The organism is Streptomyces sp. BK208, assembly GCF_004364245.1.
In the GTDB taxonomy this organism is placed as follows: Bacteria; Actinomycetota; Actinomycetes; order Streptomycetales; family Streptomycetaceae; genus Streptomyces.
This window is the reverse complement of the sequence record NZ_SOAV01000007.1, coordinates 268,957-288,334: the sequence shown is the minus strand read 5'-3', so window position 1 is coordinate 288,334 and position 19,378 is coordinate 268,957. Positions and strand designations below refer to the sequence as shown.

The 19,378-nt window shown below is 72.6% G+C and carries 18 protein-coding genes and 1 tRNA gene; 3 read left to right on the top strand and 16 right to left on the bottom strand.

The features are described 5' to 3' along the window. Positions 1 to 82: 82 nt before the first annotated feature. From ruvB to pgsA, 10 genes are all read right to left on the bottom strand, one after another. A complete protein-coding gene (gene ruvB, locus EV562_RS19650; protein WP_133888100.1) occupies positions 83 to 1,156 on the bottom strand; it encodes a Holliday junction branch migration DNA helicase RuvB in 1,074 nt (357 codons plus the stop codon). Between the two features lie 46 nt (positions 1,157 to 1,202). Then, positions 1,203 to 1,808: a Holliday junction branch migration protein RuvA gene (gene ruvA, locus EV562_RS19645; protein WP_133888099.1), complete on the bottom strand. Its 606-nt coding sequence runs from the start codon at positions 1,806 to 1,808 to the stop codon at positions 1,203 to 1,205. Further along, positions 1,805 to 2,371 carry a crossover junction endodeoxyribonuclease RuvC gene (ruvC, locus tag EV562_RS19640; protein ID WP_133888098.1) on the bottom strand — a complete coding sequence of 189 codons (567 nt, stop codon included), beginning with the start codon at positions 2,369 to 2,371 and terminating at the stop codon, positions 1,805 to 1,807. The genes ruvA and ruvC overlap by 4 nt, the downstream gene beginning before the upstream one ends. A gap of 107 nt (positions 2,372 to 2,478) precedes the next feature. After that, on the bottom strand, positions 2,479 to 3,231 hold the full coding sequence (locus tag EV562_RS19635; RefSeq protein ID WP_133888097.1) for a YebC/PmpR family DNA-binding transcriptional regulator: 753 nt from the start codon (positions 3,229 to 3,231) through the stop codon (positions 2,479 to 2,481). 49 nt (positions 3,232 to 3,280) lie between these two features. Then, the gene (pdxT, locus tag EV562_RS19630) at positions 3,281 to 3,889 is read right to left on the bottom strand and encodes a pyridoxal 5'-phosphate synthase glutaminase subunit PdxT (RefSeq protein ID WP_133888096.1); all 609 of its coding nucleotides are present in this window, start codon (positions 3,887 to 3,889) and stop codon (positions 3,281 to 3,283) included. A gap of 12 nt (positions 3,890 to 3,901) precedes the next feature. Continuing rightward, positions 3,902 to 4,813: a pyridoxal 5'-phosphate synthase lyase subunit PdxS gene (pdxS, locus tag EV562_RS19625; protein WP_133888095.1), complete on the bottom strand. Its 912-nt coding sequence runs from the start codon at positions 4,811 to 4,813 to the stop codon at positions 3,902 to 3,904. A gap of 123 nt (positions 4,814 to 4,936) precedes the next feature. Beyond that, positions 4,937 to 5,479 (bottom strand): hypothetical protein, encoded by a 543-nt coding sequence (locus EV562_RS19620; protein WP_133888094.1) that lies wholly within the window; start codon positions 5,477 to 5,479, stop codon positions 4,937 to 4,939. 527 nt (positions 5,480 to 6,006) lie between these two features. After that, a complete protein-coding gene (locus EV562_RS19615; protein ID WP_133888093.1) occupies positions 6,007 to 7,170 on the bottom strand; it encodes a glycosyltransferase family 4 protein in 1,164 nt (387 codons plus the stop codon). After that, entirely contained in the window at positions 7,167 to 8,129 is a 963-nt protein-coding gene (locus EV562_RS19610) for a phosphatidylinositol mannoside acyltransferase (RefSeq protein ID WP_133888092.1), read from the bottom strand. The genes EV562_RS19615 and EV562_RS19610 overlap by 4 nt, the downstream gene beginning before the upstream one ends. Beyond that, positions 8,126 to 8,851: a phosphatidylinositol phosphate synthase gene (gene pgsA, locus EV562_RS19605; protein WP_133888232.1), complete on the bottom strand. Its 726-nt coding sequence runs from the start codon at positions 8,849 to 8,851 to the stop codon at positions 8,126 to 8,128. Before pgsA ends, EV562_RS19610 begins: the two co-directional genes overlap by 4 nt. A gap of 208 nt (positions 8,852 to 9,059) precedes the next feature. Between pgsA and EV562_RS19600 the strand changes: the two genes are divergently transcribed. Together EV562_RS19600 and EV562_RS19595 are read left to right on the top strand one after the other, a co-directional pair. Continuing rightward, positions 9,060 to 11,258: an elongation factor G-like protein EF-G2 gene (locus EV562_RS19600; protein WP_133888091.1), complete on the top strand. Its 2,199-nt coding sequence runs from the start codon at positions 9,060 to 9,062 to the stop codon at positions 11,256 to 11,258. 240 nt (positions 11,259 to 11,498) lie between these two features. Then, positions 11,499 to 13,160: a hypothetical protein gene (locus EV562_RS19595; protein ID WP_133888090.1), complete on the top strand. Its 1,662-nt coding sequence runs from the start codon at positions 11,499 to 11,501 to the stop codon at positions 13,158 to 13,160. A 27-nt stretch (positions 13,161 to 13,187) separates the two neighbouring features. Here the strand turns inward: EV562_RS19595 and EV562_RS19590 are convergent, their stop codons facing one another. The 4 genes from EV562_RS19590 to EV562_RS19575 form a co-directional block, all read right to left on the bottom strand. Beyond that, positions 13,188 to 13,736 (bottom strand): HIT domain-containing protein, encoded by a 549-nt coding sequence (locus EV562_RS19590; RefSeq protein ID WP_133888089.1) that lies wholly within the window; start codon positions 13,734 to 13,736, stop codon positions 13,188 to 13,190. 88 nt (positions 13,737 to 13,824) lie between these two features. Next, complete coding sequence (thrS, locus tag EV562_RS19585; RefSeq protein WP_133888088.1) at positions 13,825 to 15,801, bottom strand: threonine--tRNA ligase; 1,977 nt, start codon at positions 15,799 to 15,801, stop codon at positions 13,825 to 13,827. Positions 15,802 to 15,892: 91 nt separating this feature from the next. Continuing rightward, on the bottom strand, positions 15,893 to 17,185 hold the full coding sequence (locus EV562_RS19580; RefSeq protein ID WP_133888087.1) for a hypothetical protein: 1,293 nt from the start codon (positions 17,183 to 17,185) through the stop codon (positions 15,893 to 15,895). After that, positions 17,182 to 17,748 (bottom strand): DUF4365 domain-containing protein, encoded by a 567-nt coding sequence (locus tag EV562_RS19575; RefSeq protein ID WP_133888086.1) that lies wholly within the window; start codon positions 17,746 to 17,748, stop codon positions 17,182 to 17,184. Before EV562_RS19575 ends, EV562_RS19580 begins: the two co-directional genes overlap by 4 nt. A gap of 171 nt (positions 17,749 to 17,919) precedes the next feature. Here EV562_RS19575 and EV562_RS19570 point away from each other — a divergent pair, with 171 nt between their 5' ends. Beyond that, on the top strand, positions 17,920 to 18,645 hold the full coding sequence (locus EV562_RS19570) for a 3'-5' exonuclease (protein ID WP_133888085.1): 726 nt from the start codon (positions 17,920 to 17,922) through the stop codon (positions 18,643 to 18,645). A 139-nt stretch (positions 18,646 to 18,784) separates the two neighbouring features. On the opposite strand, the gene EV562_RS19565 is transcribed toward EV562_RS19570, so the two are convergent. Next, a tRNA-Val gene (locus tag EV562_RS19565) sits at positions 18,785 to 18,856 on the bottom strand. A gap of 39 nt (positions 18,857 to 18,895) precedes the next feature. After that, positions 18,896 to 19,342, bottom strand: coding sequence for an SRPBCC family protein (locus EV562_RS19560; RefSeq protein WP_133888084.1), 447 nt, complete (start codon positions 19,340 to 19,342; stop codon positions 18,896 to 18,898). Positions 19,343 to 19,378: the final 36 nt, after the last annotated feature.

Here is a 19,378-nt window from a genome sequence, read left to right as displayed (position 1 = left end):
AGCGAGTCCGCGCGCATGGAACAACGCTCAGCATGGCACCGGGGTTCCTGCTCCGGCGAATGTGCCTCTCGTGACCGGGTCGTCACGCCCCGAACAAGTCCTGTTGTCCGTTTCCTGAACTCTGAGGACGCGGCGGGGTGAGGCCGAGGTGGGCCCAGGCGGCCGGAGTGGCCACCCGCCCGCGTGGGGTGCGGGCGAGCAGACCCTCCCGTACGAGGAAGGGTTCGGCGACCTCTTCCACTGTCTCACGCTCCTCCCCGACGGCGACGGCGAGCGTGGACAGGCCGACCGGCCCGCCGCCGAACAGCTTCAGAAGGGCCTCCAGCACTCCCCGGTCGAGCCGGTCCAGGCCCCGGGCGTCGACCTCGTAGACAGCCAGGGCGGCCGCGGCGATCTCCTGGGTGATCAGACCGTCGGCCTTGACCTGGGCGTAGTCGCGGACCCGGCGCAGCAGGCGGTTGGCGATGCGGGGGGTGCCGCGGGAGCGGCCGGCGATCTCGGCGGCGCCGGTGGTGTCGATCTCGACGTCGAGCAGGCCCGCGGAGCGGTGGATCACCCGTTCCAGCTCGGCCGGTCCGTAGAACTCCATGTGGGCGGTGAAGCCGAAGCGGTCGCGCAGCGGGGGCGGCAGCAGGCCCGCGCGCGTGGTGGCGCCGACCAGGGTGAAGGGGGGCAGCTCCAGGGGGATGGCGGTGGCACCGGGGCCCTTGCCGACGACGACGTCGACACGGAAGTCCTCCATCGCCATGTAGAGCATCTCCTCGGCGGGCCGCGACATGCGGTGGATCTCGTCGAGGAAGAGGACCTCGCCCTCCTGGAGGGAGGAGAGGATCGCGGCGAGGTCGCCGGCGTGCTGGATGGCGGGCCCCGAGGTGATGCGGATGGGGGCTTCCATCTCGGCCGCGATGATCATCGAGAGGGTGGTCTTGCCAAGGCCGGGGGCGCCGGAGAGGAGCACGTGGTCGGCGGTCGCGCCGCGCGCGCGTGCGGCCCGCAGCACCAGGTCGAGCTGCTCGCGGACCTTCTCCTGGCCGATGAACTCGCCCAGGTCCTTGGGGCGCAGCGCGGCCTCCACGGCCTGGTCCTCGCCGGCGGCGACAGCGCCCACCAGCCGCTCGGCGGCGGCTTCCGCGTCGGTCGTGTCGTCCCAGTTCACTTCGTTCTCCTTGCCGTGGCGCACCGGTCGGTGGTGGCGGGCGTGGTCAGCGGGCGCGGTTCAGCGTCTGCAGGGCGGCCTTCAGCAGCGCGCCCACCTGTGGCGTCCCTCCGGCGGCTTCCGCCTGCGGCGCCACGGCGGCGACGGCCTCGTCGGCCTCGCGGGTCGCGTACCCGAGGCCGATCAGGGCGGCGTGCAGCTGGTCGCGCCAGCCGGTGCTGACCGGGGCGCCGACGGCGGGCGCGCCGATCGGCTCACCGAGGCGGTCCTTCAGTTCCAGGAGCAGCTTCTGCGCGCCCTTCTTGCCGATGCCGGGGACGGCGGTGAGGGCCTTCTCGTCGCCGGTGGAGACGGCTCTGCGCAGGGCGTCGGGCCGGTGCACGGCGAGCATCGCCTGGGCGAGCCGGGGGCCGACGCCGCTGGCGGTCTGGAGCAGCTCGAAGACTTGGCGTTCGTCGTCGTCGGCGAAGCCGTAGAGCGTGAGCGAGTCCTCCCGGACGACGAGGGAGGTGGCGAGCTTGGCGGGCTTGCCGAGCCGCAGGGTGGAGAGCGTGTCGGGCGTGCACTGCACGGCCATGCCGACGCCACCGACCTCGACCACCGCGGCGTCGGGGGCGAGGGCGGCGACGGTACCGCTGACGAAGGCGATCATGCGGGGCGGCCTTTCGGGGGGTGGGCGGTCTGCGGGCGGCGCGGACTCCGTGAGGCGTGGAGGGCCGCCGCCTGCTGGAGCCGGTTCTGCGCGGGGGCGCGCCAGATGTGGCAGATGGCGAGGGCGAGGGCGTCGGCGGCGTCGGCCGGTCTGGGCGGGGCGGCGAGCCGCAGCAGGCGGGTGACCATGGCGCCGACCTGCGCCTTGTCGGCCCGCCCGCTGCCGGTGACGGCCGCCTTGACCTCGCTGGGCGTGTGCAGGGCGACGGGGATGCCGCGGCGGGACGCGCACAGGATGGCGACGGCGCTGGCCTGGGCGGTGCCCATGACCGTACGGACGTTGTGCTGGCTGAAGACGCGCTCCACGGCGACGAACTCCGGCCGATGCTCGTCCAGCCACCGCTCGATGCCCTGCTCGACGGCGACGAGGCGGTGGCCGAGGTCGGCGTCCGCGGGCGTGCGGACGACGCCGACGCCGATCATGGTGAGCGGCCGGCCCGCGACGCCCTCCACGACACCGACCCCGCAGCGGGTCAGCCCGGGGTCCACCCCCAGTACGCGCACGCCACCCCCTCTCGTCGATCACCTGTTTGTGCAGGCTATCGGGTGCCACTGACAAGACGACGGGCCGACGGGGTGTGTCCCCGTCGGCCCGCTGAGCAGGGGACGCGTCAGGCGTCGACCTTCTCCATGACCTCGTCGCTCACGTCGAAGTTGGCGAAGACGTTCTGCACGTCGTCGCTGTCCTCCAGGGCGTCGATGAGCCGGAAGATCTTCCGCGCGCCCTCCTCGTCCAGCTCGATCTGCATGGTCGGGACGAAGTTGGCGTCGGCCGACTCGTAGTCGATGCCGGCGTCCTGGAGTGCGGTGCGGACCGCGACCAGGTCGGTCGCCTCGCTGAGCACCTCGAAGGACTCGCCGAGGTCGTTGACCTCCTCCGCCCCCGCGTCGAGGACGGCGCCGAGGACGTCGTCCTCGGACAGTTCGCCCTTGGGCACGATCACGACGCCCTTGCGGTTGAACAGGTACGACACCGAGCCCGGGTCGGCCATGGAGCCGCCGTTGCGGGTCATGGCGACGCGGACGTCGGAGGCGGCGCGGTTGCGGTTGTCGGTGAGGCACTCGATGAGCACCGCGACCCCGTTGGGACCGTAGCCCTCGTACATGATCGTCTCGTAGTCGGCGCCGCCGGCCTCGAGGCCGCCGCCGCGCTTGACCGCGGAGTCGATGTTCTTGTTCGGGACCGACTGCTTCTTCGCCTTCTGGATGGCGTCGTACAGCGTCGGGTTGCCCTCGACGTCGACGCCGCCCATGCGCGCCGCGACCTCGATGTTCTTGATCAGCTTCGCGAAGAGCTTGCCGCGCTTGGCGTCGATCACGGCCTTCTTGTGCTTCGTCGTAGCCCATTTAGAGTGGCCGGACATCTGCCTGTCTCCTTCGCGTAACCCATCTCCTGCAACGAACGCAGGAATCCTACAAGGACCGAGCCGCCCGGTTCGCGCGCACCATGTCCGCGAAGAGCGCGTGCACGCGGTGGTCGCCGGTCAGTTCCGGGTGGAACGAGGTGGCCAGCGCGTTGCCCTGGCGGACGGCGACGATGTGGCCGTCGTGCTCGGCGAGCACCTCGGCGGCGGCGCCCACGGACTCGACCCAGGGCGCGCGGATGAAGACGCCCTCCACGGGTTCGCCCTCGACGCCCTTGATGCCGACGGCGGCTTCGAAGGACTCGTTCTGCCGCCCGAAGGCGTTGCGGCGCACGATCATGTCGATGCCGCCGACCGTCTCCTGCCCCGAGCGCGGGTCGAGGATCTTGTCGGCCAGCATGATCATGCCGGCGCAGGTGCCGTACACGGGCATGCCGTCCCGCACGCGGGCGCGCAGGGGCTCCATCACGCCGAAGAGGACGGCGAGCTTGGAGATCGTCGTGGACTCGCCGCCGGGGATGACCAGTCCGTCCACCTCGGCGAGTTCTTCGGGGCGCCTCACCGGCCTGGCCACGGCGTCGGCCACGGCCAGGGCGACGAGGTGCTCCCGTACGTCGCCCTGGAGGGCCAGGACGCCGATGACGGGGGTGTCGCTCATGGGTTCGGTGTCCTACCAGCCGCGGTTGGCGTAGCGCTCGGCCTCGGGGAGGGTGTCGCAGTTGATGCCGACCATGGCCTCGCCCAGGTTGCGGGACGCGTCCGCGATGATCTTCGGGTCGTCGTAGAAGGTGGTGGCCTTCACGATGGCGGCGGCGCGCTTGGCGGGGTCGCCGGACTTGAAGATGCCGGAGCCGACGAAGACGCCCTCGGCGCCCAGCTGGCGCATGAGCGCGGCGTCGGCCGGGGTGGCGACACCACCGGCGGAGAAGAGGACCACCGGCAGCTTGCCGAGCTCGGAGACCTCCTTGACCAGCTCGTACGGGGCGCGCAGGTCCTTGGCGGCGGCGTACAGCTCGTTGTTGTCGTAGCCGCGCAGCCGGGCGATCTCGTTCTTGATCTGCCGCAGGTGACGCACGGCCTCCACGACGTTGCCGGTGCCGGCCTCGCCCTTGGAGCGGATCATGGCCGCGCCCTCGGCGATCCGGCGCAGGGCCTCGCCCAGGTTGGTCGCGCCGCAGACGAAGGGGGTGGTGAAGGCGAACTTGTCGCTGTGGTTGACCTCGTCGGCCGGGGTGAGGACCTCGGACTCGTCGATGTAGTCGACGCCGAGGGACTGCAGGACCTGGGCCTCCACGAAGTGGCCGATGCGGGACTTCGCCATCACGGGGATGGAGACCGCGTTGATGATGCCCTCGATCATGTCCGGGTCGGACATCCGGGCCACACCGCCGTCCTTGCGGATGTCGGCCGGGACGCGCTCCAGGGCCATGACGGCGACGGCGCCCGCGTCTTCGGCGATCTTCGCCTGCTCCGGCGTGACGACGTCCATGATGACGCCACCCTTGAGCTGCTCGGCCATGCCGCGCTTCACGCGGGCGGTGCCGGTCTCGGGGGTCTGGTTTTCGGGGAGCGTGCTGGACACGGGTACCTCGCTGAGGGGAAGGGGGTTTCTGCAGCAACGAGGAAACGCGAGGCGAGCAGGCCACAGCAAGGGCCAATGGGAAGGCGGTGGATCGTTTTCGCCGCGGGCGCCGACGGTCAGGGTCTACGCCGCCCGCTCGACCAGGGCGGCCGGCGGCTCGTCGTCCATCTCGAAGGCCAGTGGGAAGGGCGCGTGCCCGGCGAGGCGGAACCAGCGCACCTTGCGGTGCTCGCGCAGCCTGCGGGCGGCTCCCACCGCGTCGTTGTGGAAGCGCCGGGCCATCGGCACCCGGCGCACGGCCTCGGCCAGCTCGTGGGCCGCCGCCTCTCCCCCGGGCGCCTCGCGCAGCGCGTCCACCTGCTGGGCGTCGGCGAACACGGCGCGCAGGGCCTGGCTCAGCTCGCTCTCGGCGACCTCCCGCAGCTCCTCCTCGGCCTGCCGGGCGGCGTGCGCGGCCTCGTAGAGGACCATGGAGGCGGCGGGGTCGAGCACGCCGGAGGTGGCGAGTTCCTGGGCCACGGACGCCCTGCGCAGCAGCTGCGCGTCCAGGGCGGCGCGGGCGGCGTCGATCCGGGCGTGCAGCCGGTCCAGGCGGCCGGCCGTCCAGCTGAGGTACAGGCCGACGGCGACGAGGACGACCAGGATCCAGATGAGGGTTGCGGTCACGGGCGGCAACCCTATCGGTGGAGCGGGCGGAGCCGGTGAGCCGCGTGCGGCTCCGAGGCGCCGGGCCCGCCGCCTGCCCTCCCGTCGGCGGGCCCGCGTCCGACGGTGGGCCCGGGCGGGGGAGGCACACGTCCCCGCCGGTCCGCACGACGCCGGCCGCCTGGGCAGGGCGGGCCGGCTGCCCCACGCCCGTGGCGGGACACCCGGGCGGTCCGTCTCTCGCCACCGCCGACCAGCCACCCCACACCCGTCACGGGCACCCCGGCGGCCGGCCACCCCGACCGGACCGTGACAGGTCACCCCGCCGGTCAGCCACACCCCCGACCCGTGACAGCCCCGGCGGCCGGCCCCGCACCACCGCGGGCCGGCCACCCGACACCCCCACGGAGGGCGCCCCATCCCCAGGGCGGACACCCCCGGCGGCCAGCCTTTCGCCACCGCGGGCCGGCCGCCCGACGCCGGTGACAGGCACCCGTCGGTCGGTCCTCCCCACCGCGGGCCGGCCGCCCGTGGCGGGCGCCCCGCGGTCAGTCCCTCGCCAGGCCGAAGCGCGCCCGCAGGCCCGTCGCCCGGTCGTCCGCCGCCACCGCCGCCGCTCCCGCGGTGACCGTCTCGTAGACCGACAGGATGTCCGCGCCCACCGTGGACCAGTCGAAGCGCCGTACGTGGGCGCTCCCCCGCTCCCGCAGCGCGGTGCGCCGCTCCGGGTCGGCCAGCAGGCGCACGGCCGCGTCGGCCAGGGCGTCGGCGTCCTCGTTGGGGAAGAGTTCGCCGGCCGCGCCCTGGTCGAGGACCTGGGCGAAGGCGTCCAGGTCGGAGGCGAGGACGGGGGCACCGGCCGACATGGCCTCGACGAGGACGATGCCGAAGCTCTCGCCGCCCGTGTTGGGTGCCACGTACAGGTCGACGCTGCGCAGGAAGCGGGCCTTGTCCTCGTCGCTGATCATGCCGAGGAACTCGACGCGGGAGCGCAGTTCCCTGGGCAGGCGCTCCACGGCCTCCTCCTCGTCACCGCGGCCCGCGACGAGCAGCCGGGTCTGCGGGCGGGCCGCGAGGATCTTCGGCAGGGCCCGCATGAGCACCGGGAGGCCCTTGCGGGGCTCGTCGATGCGCCCGATGAAGCCGATGGTGTCGCCCTGCCACTCGGACTTCGGCTCCGCGTCGGCGAAGAAGTCGACGTCGACGCCGTTGGGGATGACGACCGCGTCGCCGCCCAGGTGCTCGACGAGCGTGCGGCGGGCGTACTCGCTCACGGCGATCCGGGCGCTGATCTTCTCCAGGGCGGCCTGGAGGATCGCGTACGCGGCGATCATCGCGCGGGAGCGCGGGTTGGACGTGTGGAAGGTGGCCACGATCGGGCCCTGCGCCGCCCAGCAGGTGAGCAGGCCGAGCGAGGGCGAGGTCGGCTCGTGGATGTGGATGACGTCGAACCTGCCGTCGTGCAGCCAGCGCCGCACCCGGGCCGCCGACAGGAAGCCGAAGTTCAGCCGGGCCACCGAGCCGTTGTACGGCACCGGCACCGCGCGGCCGGCGGAGACGACGTACGGGGGCAGCGGGGTGTCGTCGTCGGCCGGGGCCAGGACGGACACCTCGTGGCCGAGCCGGACGAAGTACTCGGCGAGGTCGCGGATGTGGAACTGGACGCCGCCCGGCACGTCCCAGGAGTACGGGCAGACGATGCCGATCCTCACGACGCGCCGCCCCGCCCCCCGGCCGCTCCCTGCGCCGGGCCCGCCCCGGGTGCCCCGGGTGCCTTGGCGGGGTCGAGGTCCTTCAGCCACAAGCGCTGCAGCATGTGCCAGTCCTCCGGGTGGTCGGCGATGCCCGTGGCGAAGGCGTCGGCCAGCGCCTGTGTCATGACGGACGTCTTCTCGGCCCGGGTGCCTGACCCGGGCACCTCGACCGGCGGATGCACCCGGCCCCGCATCACCGGCGAGTCGTCGTACCAGAGCGTCACCGGCAGCAGCCGCGCGCCCGTCTGCTGGGCGAGCAGGGCGGGGCCGGCCGGCATCCGGGCCGTCTCGCCGAAGAAGTCGACCTCGACGCCGGAGGCGGACAGGTCACGGTCGGCGACCAGGCAGACCAGGCCGCCGTCGCGCAGCCGCCGGGCCAGCGTGCCGAAGGCGGCGCCGCCGCTGTGCGGCAGGACCTCCATGCCGAGGCCCTCGCGGTAGGCGACGAAACGGTCGTACAGCGTCTCCGGCTTGAGGCGCTCGGCGACCGTGGTGAACGGGATGCCCAGCTCGGTGGTGACCCAGGCACCGGCGAGGTCCCAGTTGGCCAGGTGCGGCAGGGCGAGCACCACGCCCTTGCCCGCGGCCATGCCGTCGGTGAGGTGGTGCAGGTCCTCGGGCGTGAAGCCGCTCCTGATCCGCTCGGTGCTCCACGCGGGGAGCCGGAACGACTCCATCCAGTAGCGCAGGTACGAGCGCATGCCCGCGCGCGAGAGGGCGGCGAGCCGCTCGGGGCCGGCGTCCGGCACCACGCGCGCGTAGTTGCCCTCCAGGCGGCGCACACCCGCGCCGCGCTGCTTCCAGGCGAGGTCGGCGACGGTACGGCCGAGCCGCACCGCGGCGGGCTCGGGAAGCTTCTTCACGGTGCCCCAGCCGGCACCGTACAGACCGTCGGCGAGCCGGTCCCGAGCGCTCACTTCGCCGCCTCGGTGCCCTGGGTCTCCTGTGCGGCGGCGTCGGCCTCGGCGGCCTCCCGGCGGACCGTGACGACGCGCTGGACCAGCGTGACGAGGCTGCCGACGGCGACGATCCACAGGGCGACCGGCAGCAGGTACTGGATGCCGGGGACGCCGAACTTGTGCAGTCCGGCGAAGCCCGCGGCGACCAGCGAGACGACGAGGCGCTCGGCGCGCTCGACCAGTCCGTTGACGGCCACCGGCAGGCCGATCGCCTCGCCGCGCGCCTTGGTGTACGACACGACCTGACCGCTGGCCAGGCAGAAGATCGACACCGCGCACAGGATGTTGTCGTCGCCCGACCCCGCGTACCAGAGGGCGAGTCCGCCGAAGATCGCGCCGTCGGCGACCCGGTCGAGGGTGGAGTCCAGGAAGGCGCCCCAGCGGCTGGAGCGGCCGAGCTGGCGGGCCATGTTGCCGTCGACGAGGTCGGAGAAGACGAAGAGCGTGATCACGACCGTGCCCCAGAAGAACTCACCCATGGGGTAGAAGACCAGCGCACCCGCGACCACACCGGCGGTGCCGAGGAGCGTGACCGTGTCGGGGCTGACGCCCCGGCGGATGAGAAACGCGGCGAACGGTGTGAGGACACGCGTAAAAAATGCACGCGCGTACTTGTTCAGCATGGCCTTCCCGACGGTCGGTGTGGCGCCGCGGCCCTTGCTGGCCACCGGCTGGCCCATCGTAGTCACGCGCGCGTGCGGTCGGTGGCCGGGCACCCGGAGCCGTCGCGGAGCGGCCGGCGGGGCGGCGGGATCGGGTCCTTCGTATGGACGCGGCGTGAAGGGAGTGGAAAGCTCGAAGGACCGCGGGCGTCGCCGGAGCCGCCAGTGCACGCGGTCCCGCGTGTCCGCGCCCACAGTGACCTCACCGTGCACGGGAGGCAAGGACATGGGCGACAAGGCACACACCCACCCCGGAGCCGCCGGCAGGGCGACGGCGGCCGGCCACCCCACCTCCGTACGGAACGTGGTGCTGGTCGGCCACTCCGGATCGGGCAAGACGACTCTCGTGGAGGCTCTCGCGCTGACGGCGGGGGCGGTGAACCGGGCGGGCCGCGTGGAGGACGGCGGCTGCGTCTCGGACTACGACGACATGGAGCACCGCCAGCAGCGCTCCGTGCAGCTCTCCCTGGTGCCGGTCGAATGGGACGGCATCAAGATCAACCTTCTGGACACTCCCGGGTACGCCGACTTCGTCGGTGAGCTGAGGGCCGGTCTGCGCGCGGCGGACGCGGCCCTCTTCGTCGTCTCGGCCTCCGACGGGGTGGACGGCTCGACCCGCATGGTCTGGGAGGAGTGCGCCGCGGTCGGGATGCCGCGCGCCATCGTGATCACGCACCTGGAGGCCGCCCGCGCGGACTTCGAGGAGATGACGCGGATCTGCGCGGAGGCGTTCGGCGGCGACGACCCCGACGCCGTGCTGCCGCTGTACCTGCCGCTGCACGGACCGGCCGCCCCCGACGGGCACGCGCCCGTGACGGGGCTCGTCGGACTGCTGTCGCGCAAGCTGTTCGACTACGCCTCGGGGGAGCGTGTGGCCTCGGAGCCGGGCGAGGCGGATCTGCCGCAGCTCGACGAGGCCCGCTCCCTGCTGATCGAGGGGATCATCTCGGAGAGCGAGGACGAGACCCTCATGGAGCGCTACCTCGGCGGCGAGCAGGTCGACGTCGAGACGCTGATCGAGGATCTGGAACGGGCCGTGGCGCGCGGGGTGTTCTTCCCCGTGCTGGCCGCCGCCCCGGCCGCCGAGGGCGCCCGGCAGGGTCTGGGCACCGTCGAGCTCCTGGAGCTGATCACGCGCGGCTTCCCGACACCCCTGGAACGCGCGGCGCCCCGGGTCACCACCCCGGAGGGCGCCGGGCGCGAGCTGCGGATGTGCGACCCGGAGGAGTCGCTGGTCGCGGAGGTCGTCAAGACGTCCTCCGACCCGTACGTGGGCCGCATCTCGATGGTCCGCGTCTTCTCCGGCACCCTGCGCGCCGACCAGACGGTGCACGTGTCCGGGCACGGGCTGACCGACCGGGGCCACGAGGATCACGACGTCGACGAGCGGATCGGCGCGCTGTCCACGCCGTTCGGCAAGCAGCAGCGGCCGGTCTCGCACGTGATCGCGGGCGACCTCGCCTGCGTGGCCAAGCTGACCCGCGCGGAGACCGGGGACACCCTCTCGGCCAAGGACGACCCGCTGCTGATGGCGCCCTGGGAGATGCCGGACCCGCTGCTGCCGCTCGCCATCGAGGCGCACAGCAAATCCGACGAGGACAAGCTGTCCCAGGGGCTGGCGCGGCTGGTGGCCGAGGACCCGACGATGCGCCTGGAGCACAACCAGGACACCCACCAGGTGGTCCTGTGGTGCCTGGGCGAGGCCCACGCCGACGTGGCGCTGGAACGGCTGCGCAGCCGCTACGGCGTCCAGGTCGACGTGGTCCCCCACCGGGTGCCGCTGCGCGAGACGTTCGGCGGCCGGGCGGCCGGGCGGGGACGGCACGTCAAGCAGTCCGGCGGACACGGGCAGTACGCCATCTGCGAGATCGAGGTGGAGCCGCTGCCGGGCGGCTCGGGCATCGAGTTCGTGGACAAGGTCGTCGGCGGCGCGGTGCCCCGGCAGTTCGTCCCGTCCGTCGAGAAGGGCGTACGCGCCCAGGCGGCCAAGGGCGTCGCCGCGGGCCACCCGCTGATCGACGTGCGGGTGACGCTGCTCGACGGCAAGGCGCACTCGGTGGACTCCTCCGACGCCGCGTTCCAGACGGCGGGCGCGCTGGCACTGCGCGAGGCCGCGACGGAGGCGAGGATCCACCTGCTGGAGCCGGTCGCCGAGGTGAGCGTGCTGGTCGGCGACGACTACGTGGGCCCGGTGATGAGCGACCTGTCCGGACGGCGCGGCAAGGTGCTGGGCACGGAGCAGACCAGCGGCGGCCGGACCCTGATCAGGGCCGAGGTGCCCGAGATCGAGATCGGCCGCTACGCCGTGGACCTGCGCTCCCTCTCGCACGGCACGGCGCGCTTCGACCGCCGTTACGCACGGCACGAACCGATGCCGGCGCAGGTCGCCGACCGGCTGCGCGAGGAGGTGAGGGCGGCCTCGTAGCGCGGCCGGGTCCTGCGGCGCGGGGTCTGCCGCAGGGGGGCCGCTGCCCCGCGCCGTGTCCGCCACCCCGGCGTGCGACGGCGCGCCCGGCGGCCGATCCGCGCGCACGGGGGGCGCCTTCGGGCGTCCCGTGACGCGTGCCGGTGCCGGCGGATACGCTGATGACCAGATCAACAGGTGTGCGGGGCAGGGAAGTCGGGAAGGCCGCAGGAGCGACAGTGTGGCGATCAGGGGGCGGGAATGACCGTTGACGGCGGGTACGCGGACTTCTTCGGACCGCAGGTGCCGCGCACGGACGACGGCGGCCAGACGGCCACCTTCGCGCTGGCCTCGGCCGCCTACCGGGACAGCCCGATGGAGGAGATCAAGAAGGCCGACAACGAGTGGCACCGGACGACCGTCAACACCGGCCGGTCCTGGGCCACGGTGTTCCGGCCCAACCTCGGCGAGGCGTTCTCCCGCGCGGTGGCCGACCGCATGCTGGGCGGCGACCGCAAGCCCCTCATCCAGTCCTTCGGCGCCGAGCCGCAGGTCGTGGTCGAGCACTGCCTCGCGGCCAACGGCATCCGCAAGAACCGTGACAACCGGCTGACCATGGTCAGCGTGGTGTGCGGGCTGCTCTTCCTGCCCGGCGCGCTGGTGTGGCTGCTCGGCTTCCAGATCCGCACCACCGTCTCCAAGGCGGAGAACAAGCAGGCCGGGGCGCTGGGCACCGCGGTGCTTGTGGCGATCGCCGCGCTGGCCGTGCTGTTCCTCGTCAAGATGCCCTTCTCCGGTTTCTGGGCCTGGTACGCGCGCGCGACGGTCGTCATGCCGGTGGTGGGCTGGTTCTGGGCCAAGCGGATCTGCGAGGGCACCGCGCGGGACCTGCGCGAGCGCTGGGACGGGCTGCTGTCGGGCAGCGGCGTGGGCGCCAAGGTTCCGGAGGCGGTGCCCAGCAACCCGGGCGAGACCGCGGCCGAGCAGCTGCGCCAGTCCCTGGCCAGGCTCGGCGCCGAGCAGCAGTCCAACTCCGTCTTCTACGCCGGTCCCAAGGGCATACTCGGGATGGGCACCCGCTGGGGCAGCTGGCAGCTCGCCGAGAACCTGGCGCCGGCCGACCCGGACCGGGAGATCCACCCCTTCCGCAGCTGGGACGTCGTGAAGGCCGTCCACGACCAGCTGCGCATGCTGGAGCGCGGCCCGCTGAACACCGGCGGATTCACCAAGCCCTCCATACGGCACTGGGTGGTCACGCCGATCGGGGAGAACGCCAAGGCGGTGTCCCGTCCGGAGGGCACGGACGTCGAGGCGTACCAGGTCAAGTCGCACGCGATACAGGAGATCTGCAACAAGCAGCAGTTCGGCGCGGGCGACCGGCACTACCTGGGCGTCCAGTGGACGCTGTGGGACGGCCAGCTGGTCATCACCATGCTGATCACGGTGACCGTGCTGCACGAGACGCTGCGCATCGAGGTGACCGGGCACGCCCTCGGCCCGGTGAACCCGCTGTTCACCACGAAGCCGGAGGCGCCCTCCAAGGAGGTCGCCAAGTCGTTCAAGCCGTGGGAGACCCGCAAGGTGATGCTCCCGCTGGTCACCGCGAACGAGGTGGTGCGGCTCGCCGTGCGCGCGCCGCTCACCTGGTATCCCCCGCTGCTGAACTGGCTCGGCGGCACGATCACGCTGCCGGAGCCGTTCGGCCTGCGGCACGCCTGGGCCGACCAGCCGTGGCGGCACCGTTTCATGGCCGACGACGCCCTGCGCGCGGCGGCGCCGGTACTGCGGGTGGTGCACGCGGCGGCGATCCGGGTGCTGGACGAGAACGGCGTGGACACCGAGAAGTTCGGCACGCGGTCGGCGTTCCTGAGTACGGCCGTGCAGGATCCGACGCCGGGGAAGGCGGACCTCTACAACGCTTAGGGCGCCTCGCGAGTACGCAGCCGCGTACTAGGCGGAGGGCCAGGCCTCCGCCAGCATCTTGCGGGTGTCGCCGAGCAGCTGTGGGAGCACCCTCGTGTGGCCCACCACCGGCATGAAGTTCGTGTCGCCGCCCCAGCGGGGGACGAGGTGCTGGTGGAGGTGGGCGGCGATGCCCGCGCCCGCCACCGCGCCCTGGTTCATGCCGATGTTGAAGCCGTGGGCGCCGGACGCGGTGCGCAGCGCCGTCATCGCCTGCTTGGTCAGCTCGGCCAGCTCCGCGGTCTCCACGGCGTTCAGCTCGGTGTAGTCGGCGACGTGGCGGTAGGGCACCGTCATCAGGTGGCCGCCGTTGTACGGGTACAGGTTGAGCACCGCGTACACGTGCTCGCCGCGCCGGACGATCAGACCGTCCTCGTCGGACTTGGCCGGGATCGAGCAGAAGGGACAGCCGTCGTCGGCACCGGGGCCGCTCGGCTTGTTCTCGCCCTGGATGTAGGCCATCCGGTGGGGCGTCCACAGACGCTGGAACGCGTCCTGCGTCCCGACTCCCAGCTGCTGCTCCGGCTCACTCGTCATGCGTGCAGCATATGGCGTCGCCCCCGGGGACAGGGAAAGGCCCCCGGAATCCGCCCGGGGGCCCGTCCCACGCTGTCGAACCGGACGGTCAGACCTGCACCCGGTCCTCGACGACCTTCGCGATCTTGGCGAGGGCCTCGTCGAGGGGGATGCCGTTCTCCTGGGAGCCGTCGCGGTAGCGGAAGGAGACCGCGCCGTTGGCCATGTCCTCGTCGCCCGCGATGACCATGAAGGGCACCTTCTGCTTCTGGGCGTTGCGGATCTTCTTCTGCATCCGGTCGGAGGAGGAGTCCACCTCGACGCGCAGCCCCTGCTTCCTGGCGGCCGCGGCGAACTTCTCCAGGTACTCGACATGCGCGTCGCCGATCGGGATGCCGACCGCCTGGACGGGCGCCAGCCAGGCCGGGAACGCGCCCGCGTAGTGCTCCAGGAGCACCGCGAAGAACCGCTCGATGGAGCCGAACAGCGCGCGGTGGATCATGACCGGGCGGGTCTTGCCGCCGTCCGCGCCGGTGTACTCCAGCCCGAAGCGCTCGGGCAGGTTGAAGTCGAGCTGGATCGTCGACATCTGCCAGGTGCGGCCGATGGCGTCCTTGGCCTGGACGGAGATCTTCGGGCCGTAGAAGGCGGCGCCGCCCGGGTCCGCCACGAGCTCCAGGTTCTGCTTCTCGGCGACCTGGCGCAGCGTCTCGGTGGCCTCCTCCCACGCCTCGTCCGAGCCGACGAACTTCTCCGGGTCCTTGGTGGACAGCTCGAGGTAGAAGTCGTTCAGGCCGTAGTCGCGCAGCAGGTTCAGGACGAAGGTGAGCGTCTTGTCGAGCTCCTCCGACATCTGCTCGCGGGTGCAGTAGATGTGCGCGTCGTCCTGGGTGAAGCCGCGGGCGCGCGTCAGGCCGTGCACGACGCCCGACTTCTCGTACCGGTACACGGTGCCGAACTCGAAGAGGCGCAGCGGCAGCTCACGGTAGGAGCGGCCGCGCGCGTCGAAGATCAGGTTGTGCATCGGGCAGTTCATGGGCTTGAGGTAGTAGTCCACGCCCTCGTCGAGCTGCATGGGCGGGTACATGCCGTCGGCGTACCAGTCCAGGTGGCCCGAGGTCTCGAAGAGCTTCCCCTTCGTCGCGTGCGGGGTGTAGACGAACTCGTAGCCCTCCTCCTCGTGGCGGCGCCGCGAGTAGTCCTCCATCACCCGGCGGATGATGCCGCCCTTGGGGTGGAAGACGGCGAGGCCGGAGCCGATCTGCTCCGGGATGGAGAACAGGTCCAGCTCGCTGCCGAGCTTGCGGTGGTCGCGCTTCTCGGCCTCGGCGAGGAACTCCAGGTGGGCCTTCAGCTCGTCCTTGGTGGGCCAGGCGGTGCCGTAGATGCGCTGGAGCATCGGGTTCTTCTCGCTGCCGCGCCAGTAGGCCGCGGCGTTGCGCATCAGCTTGAACGCCGGGATGGCGCGGGTGGTGGGCAGGTGGGGACCGCGGCAGAGGTCCTTCCAGCACAGCTCGCCGGTCTTGGCGTCCAGGTTGTCGTAGATCGTCAGCTCGCCGGCGCCGACCTCGACGTCCGCGCCGTCGTCGCTGGACGCGGAGCCCTTGAGGCCGATCAGCTCCAGCTTGTACGGCTCGTCGGCCAGCTCCTCGCGGGCGGCCTCGTCGGTGACGACGCGGCGGGAGAACCGCTGCCCGCGCTTCTGGATCTCCTGCATCTTCTTCTCGATGGCCTTGAGGTCATCGGGGTGGAAGGGCTTCTCGACGTCGAAGTCGTAGTAGAAGCCGTCCTTGACGGGCGGGCCGATGCCCAGCTTGGCCTCGGGGAACAGCTCCTGCACGGCCTGCGCCATGACGTGCGCGGTGGAGTGGCGCAGGATGTTCAGGCCGTCCTCGGAGGAGATCTCGACACCCTCGACGGTCTCGCCGTCCTTGACCTCGTAGGCGAGGTCCTTGAGGTCACCGGCCACGCGCGCCGCGATGATCGAGCGCTGGCCGGCGAAGAGCTCGGCGGCCGTAGTGCCCGTCGTCACCACGCGTTCTTCCCGCTCGGAATCCCGCTGGATGATCACACGGACGTCTGACACCGGTCTCTCCTGACTGAAGTGGGGCCGCGGCGCCATACCGGAGCGCACGCATGAGGGCGATCGTACCGACCCGGGCCCGCCCACCGCGAAATCAGTCCCGGCACTCCCCTCCGTCGCCGCAGGCCTCCTCGAAGAGGGCCGCGACCTCCACGTGTTCCTGGACGGCCTTCAGCAGCCGGTCCCGCTCCGCGTCGTCGACCTGTACCGGGGTGATCTCGCAGGCTCCGGTGAGCCGGCGGAACCCGCCCCGGCTCTCCAGCCGCCCCAGCACCCGCACCGGCAGCCCCACGAGGTGGGCGTGGCCCGCGATCCGGTAGGCCTCCTCGTCCAGCGCGACGCGCACGTGCGGCACCTCGGCCCCGGCCAGCACCCGCAGCCGTACGGTGCCCGGGCCGCGCGGTCCGGGCCGGCGCATGCGGACCACGGCGCCGGTGATCCGCACCGGGACGGAGGGCTCCGCGCGCAGGTAGCGGGCGGCGGCCTCGCGCAGCGCGGGCAGGTCGCCGGGCGAGAACTCGACGGGTTCGGCCAGTGCGCCGCAGCCCTCGGGGACCCCCGCGGCCGGCGCCCAGCGGACCGCGATCCGGGCTCCCTGGCTGCCCCGGACCAGGGCGACGAGCGCCTCGGTCAGCTCGTGGCTGACGCCCACGGCGACGGCCGAGTCGAAGGCCTCCATGCCGCCGGTGGCCCGCCGGTAGTCGACGGCCTCACGGGCGGCGTACAGGGCCTGGTGGAGGCGCACGGCCAGGGGGCGGGCGTTGCCGACCGGCAGGAAGGCGGTGAGGCGACGGCCGCCGGGGACGGGGCCCACCAGGACGTGCTCCAGGGCCGCGCCGGCGGCGCGCCGGTGCCGGGCGCCGTAGTAGCCCGCACGCGCGCGTGTGGCGAGTGCGCCGGCGAGCAGCATCCGGCGGGCGGCGGAGCGCAGCTGCTCCTCCGCGGTCCAGGACGCGGTGCCGCCGGGCCCCGTCGGGGTGTCGCGTTCCCAGCGGACCTCGTCGCTGGGGACGGCGAGGGAGAGCAGGATCTCGCGGGCCGCGGGCGTGCCGCTGCGGGAGAGCGCGAGCAGCGCCTCGGCGAGCAGGTCGTCACTGTCGGGGAAGGCGCGGCTGACGGGCACCAGGAGACTGGTGCCGCCGGCGGTCTGATCGGGCGGGGTCCAGCGGCCGTAGCGGCCAGGGGCTCCGCCGCGCCGCCGCCAGCCGTGCCGGTGGAGCAGGGCGGTCAGCACGGCCGGGTCGACGGAGCCCGGCTCGGGCGGGCGGCCGTCCCGGGCGGTGTCGTCGCGGACGTCGGCCCGGAACGGCCGTACGGAGCGCAGGGGTTCGGCGGACCGTAGCGGTTCGCCGGAGCCCGGGGGTTCGCCGGCCGGGCGGTGCGTCATGGTGTTCCTCCCGTCCCGACCCGCGTCATGATCTCGCACAGCGCCCGGTCGTCGAAGATCCGCGCGGTCGGTATCCGCACGGTGGTGCGCCGCCGTCCGGTGACCGGATGTCCGGCGAGGTTGGTCCAGTAGCAGCAGTGCCTGAGGTCGAGCCGGTCGTGGCCGGCACGCAGCCACTGGTCCCGGGACCGGGGGACGATCATCACGACCAGGATCTTGTGCACCGACACCGGGGTGCGGGCGAGTTTCGCCAGGTGGTCGTTGTCGAGGGTGAAGGAGAAGAAGGGGCCGGGCGGGTTCGGCGCGAGCTGGTACGTCGCCTTGAGCTGCACCTTGATGGTGACCTCGTCGTCGACGGTGTGCCCCGGGGCGCTGTGGCTGACGTGCCAGTCGATGCCGTTGTCCGGGAAGGGCTGGGAGAGCGAGCAGCCCGCCGCGGCGGCGACCGCGTGGAGGTAGCCGACCTGCAGTGTCTCCATGCAGGCGGTGGTGGCGAGAGAGCCGCGTGAGGGCGCGGTGCGCTCCGGCAGCAGCCCGCCCCGTTCGGGCTGCGCGATGGCCATGACCAACAGCCTTCCAGAACTGGTGAATCCCGGCTGCGGGTCTGTGAACTGCAAAGACCCGTACTCCTGTTGTGTCCTTCCGGCGTACGTCGCAAACAGCCCGGGTATCACCGAACCGGGACAAGGGACGGCGCGTCAGCTGCCGCGCTCGGACGAGGAGTTGAGTGCCCTATGACGAGCTGGTTCGAGGGGCCGCTGGCCGCTTTCGACACGGAGACCACGGGTGTGGACATCGAGACCGACCGGATCGTGTCGGCGGCCCTCGTCGTCCAGGACGCGCCGGGGCTGCGGCCGCGGGTGACCCGGTGGCTGGTGAATCCGGGTGTGCCGGTGCCCGAGGCGGCGACGGCGGTGCACGGGCTGACCGAGGAGCACGTGCAGCGCCACGGACGGTGGCCGGCGCCGGTGATGTACGAGATAGCCGAGGCAGTGACCGAGCAGGCCCGCGCCGGCCGACCGCTCGTGGTGATGAACGCGCCGTTCGACCTCACTCTGCTGGACCGGGAGTTGCGCCGGCACCGTGCCTCGTCGCTCGGCCGCTGGCTGGACCGGACGTCGCTGCACGTGCTGGACCCGCGCGTGCTGGACAAGCACCTGGACCGCTACCGCAAGGGCCGCCGCACCCTCACCGACCTGTGCGCGCACTACGGCGTGGAGCTGACCGGCGCGCACGACGCGGCGGCCGACGCCCAGGCGGCGCTGGAGGTCGTACGGGCGGTGGGGCGGCGCTTCCAGGCGCGGCTGGAGCGCCTCTCCCCCGCCGAGCTGCACACCCTGCAGGCGGAGTGGCACGCGGGCCAGGCACGGGGGCTGCAGGCCTGGTTCGCGCTCAACGGCACCGACGAGGCGGTGGATCCGGCGTGGCCGCTGCGACCGGACCTGCCGGCGGCGGCGTGACCCTCCGCCCCCGGGGCCCGCGTCAACGGCGGGACGGGGGTGTGGTGGCGGAGCCCCCACACCGCGCGGCGAAGCCGCGCGGAAACGACGAAGCGACGTGGTCCGCGTATTCTGCGGACGCACGTCGCTGTCGCGAGCGTGGGCGATACTGGGTTCGAACCAGTGACCTCTTCGGTGTGAACGAAGCGCTCTCCCACTGAGCTAATCGCCCGGGAACGCACTGAACCATACAGGTCCCGGCACGCTTCCTTCAAACCGCTTCCAGGCGGGCGGCGAGTCCACGCCGCCCCGCCCGCATCATCACCCGGTGGTTGGCCCGGAACAGCGGACGGGCCGGCACGGCCAGGCGGCGCAGGAGTGCCTTGTGCACGACGACCTCCTGGTCGTAGCGGGCGAGGCTGCCGGAGTCCCGCCCGGTGACCGTCCAGCGCGCCCAGCCCTCCAGGTCGCCGCTCATCACGACCTCCAGGACTCCCGCCGCCGGATCACGCCGCCCCTCCCGCAGGACCGTCGTCAGGTCGTACGGGAGCAGTGAGCGCACCCGGAGCACACCGCTGGTGTCGTCGAGCCGGGTGACCTCGCGCACCTGGCGCCACCAGAGCGGATAGTCCTCGATCCGTTCCAGCACCCGGTAGACGGCGGGGACCGGCGCGGGCAGGGTCCACAGGCTGCGAAAGCGGTAATGGTTCCAGTCCACCCGTGCAGTGTGCCCGCGTCCGCGCCGATCAGCGCG

Excerpts from the sequence above, each read along its gene's own strand:
- EV562_RS19570 (WP_133888085.1), top strand. The coding sequence starts at position 17,920 with ATGACGAGCTGGTTCGAGGGGCCGCTGGCCGCTTTCGACACGGAGACC.
- pdxT (WP_133888096.1), bottom strand. The coding sequence starts at position 3,889 with ATGAGCGACACCCCCGTCATCGGCGTCCTGGCCCTCCAGGGCGACGTA.
- EV562_RS19580 (WP_133888087.1), bottom strand. The coding sequence starts at position 17,185 with ATGACGCACCGCCCGGCCGGCGAACCCCCGGGCTCCGGCGAACCGCTA.
- EV562_RS19600 (WP_133888091.1), top strand. The coding sequence starts at position 9,060 with ATGGGCGACAAGGCACACACCCACCCCGGAGCCGCCGGCAGGGCGACG.
- EV562_RS19635 (WP_133888097.1), bottom strand. The coding sequence starts at position 3,231 with ATGTCCGGCCACTCTAAATGGGCTACGACGAAGCACAAGAAGGCCGTG.
- ruvA (WP_133888099.1), bottom strand. The coding sequence starts at position 1,808 with ATGATCGCCTTCGTCAGCGGTACCGTCGCCGCCCTCGCCCCCGACGCC.
- EV562_RS19590 (WP_133888089.1), bottom strand. The coding sequence starts at position 13,736 with ATGACGAGTGAGCCGGAGCAGCAGCTGGGAGTCGGGACGCAGGACGCG.
- pgsA (WP_133888232.1), bottom strand. The coding sequence starts at position 8,851 with ATGGGCCAGCCGGTGGCCAGCAAGGGCCGCGGCGCCACACCGACCGTC.
- EV562_RS19595 (WP_133888090.1), top strand. The coding sequence starts at position 11,499 with ATGACCGTTGACGGCGGGTACGCGGACTTCTTCGGACCGCAGGTGCCG.
- EV562_RS19575 (WP_133888086.1), bottom strand. The coding sequence starts at position 17,748 with ATGGCCATCGCGCAGCCCGAACGGGGCGGGCTGCTGCCGGAGCGCACC.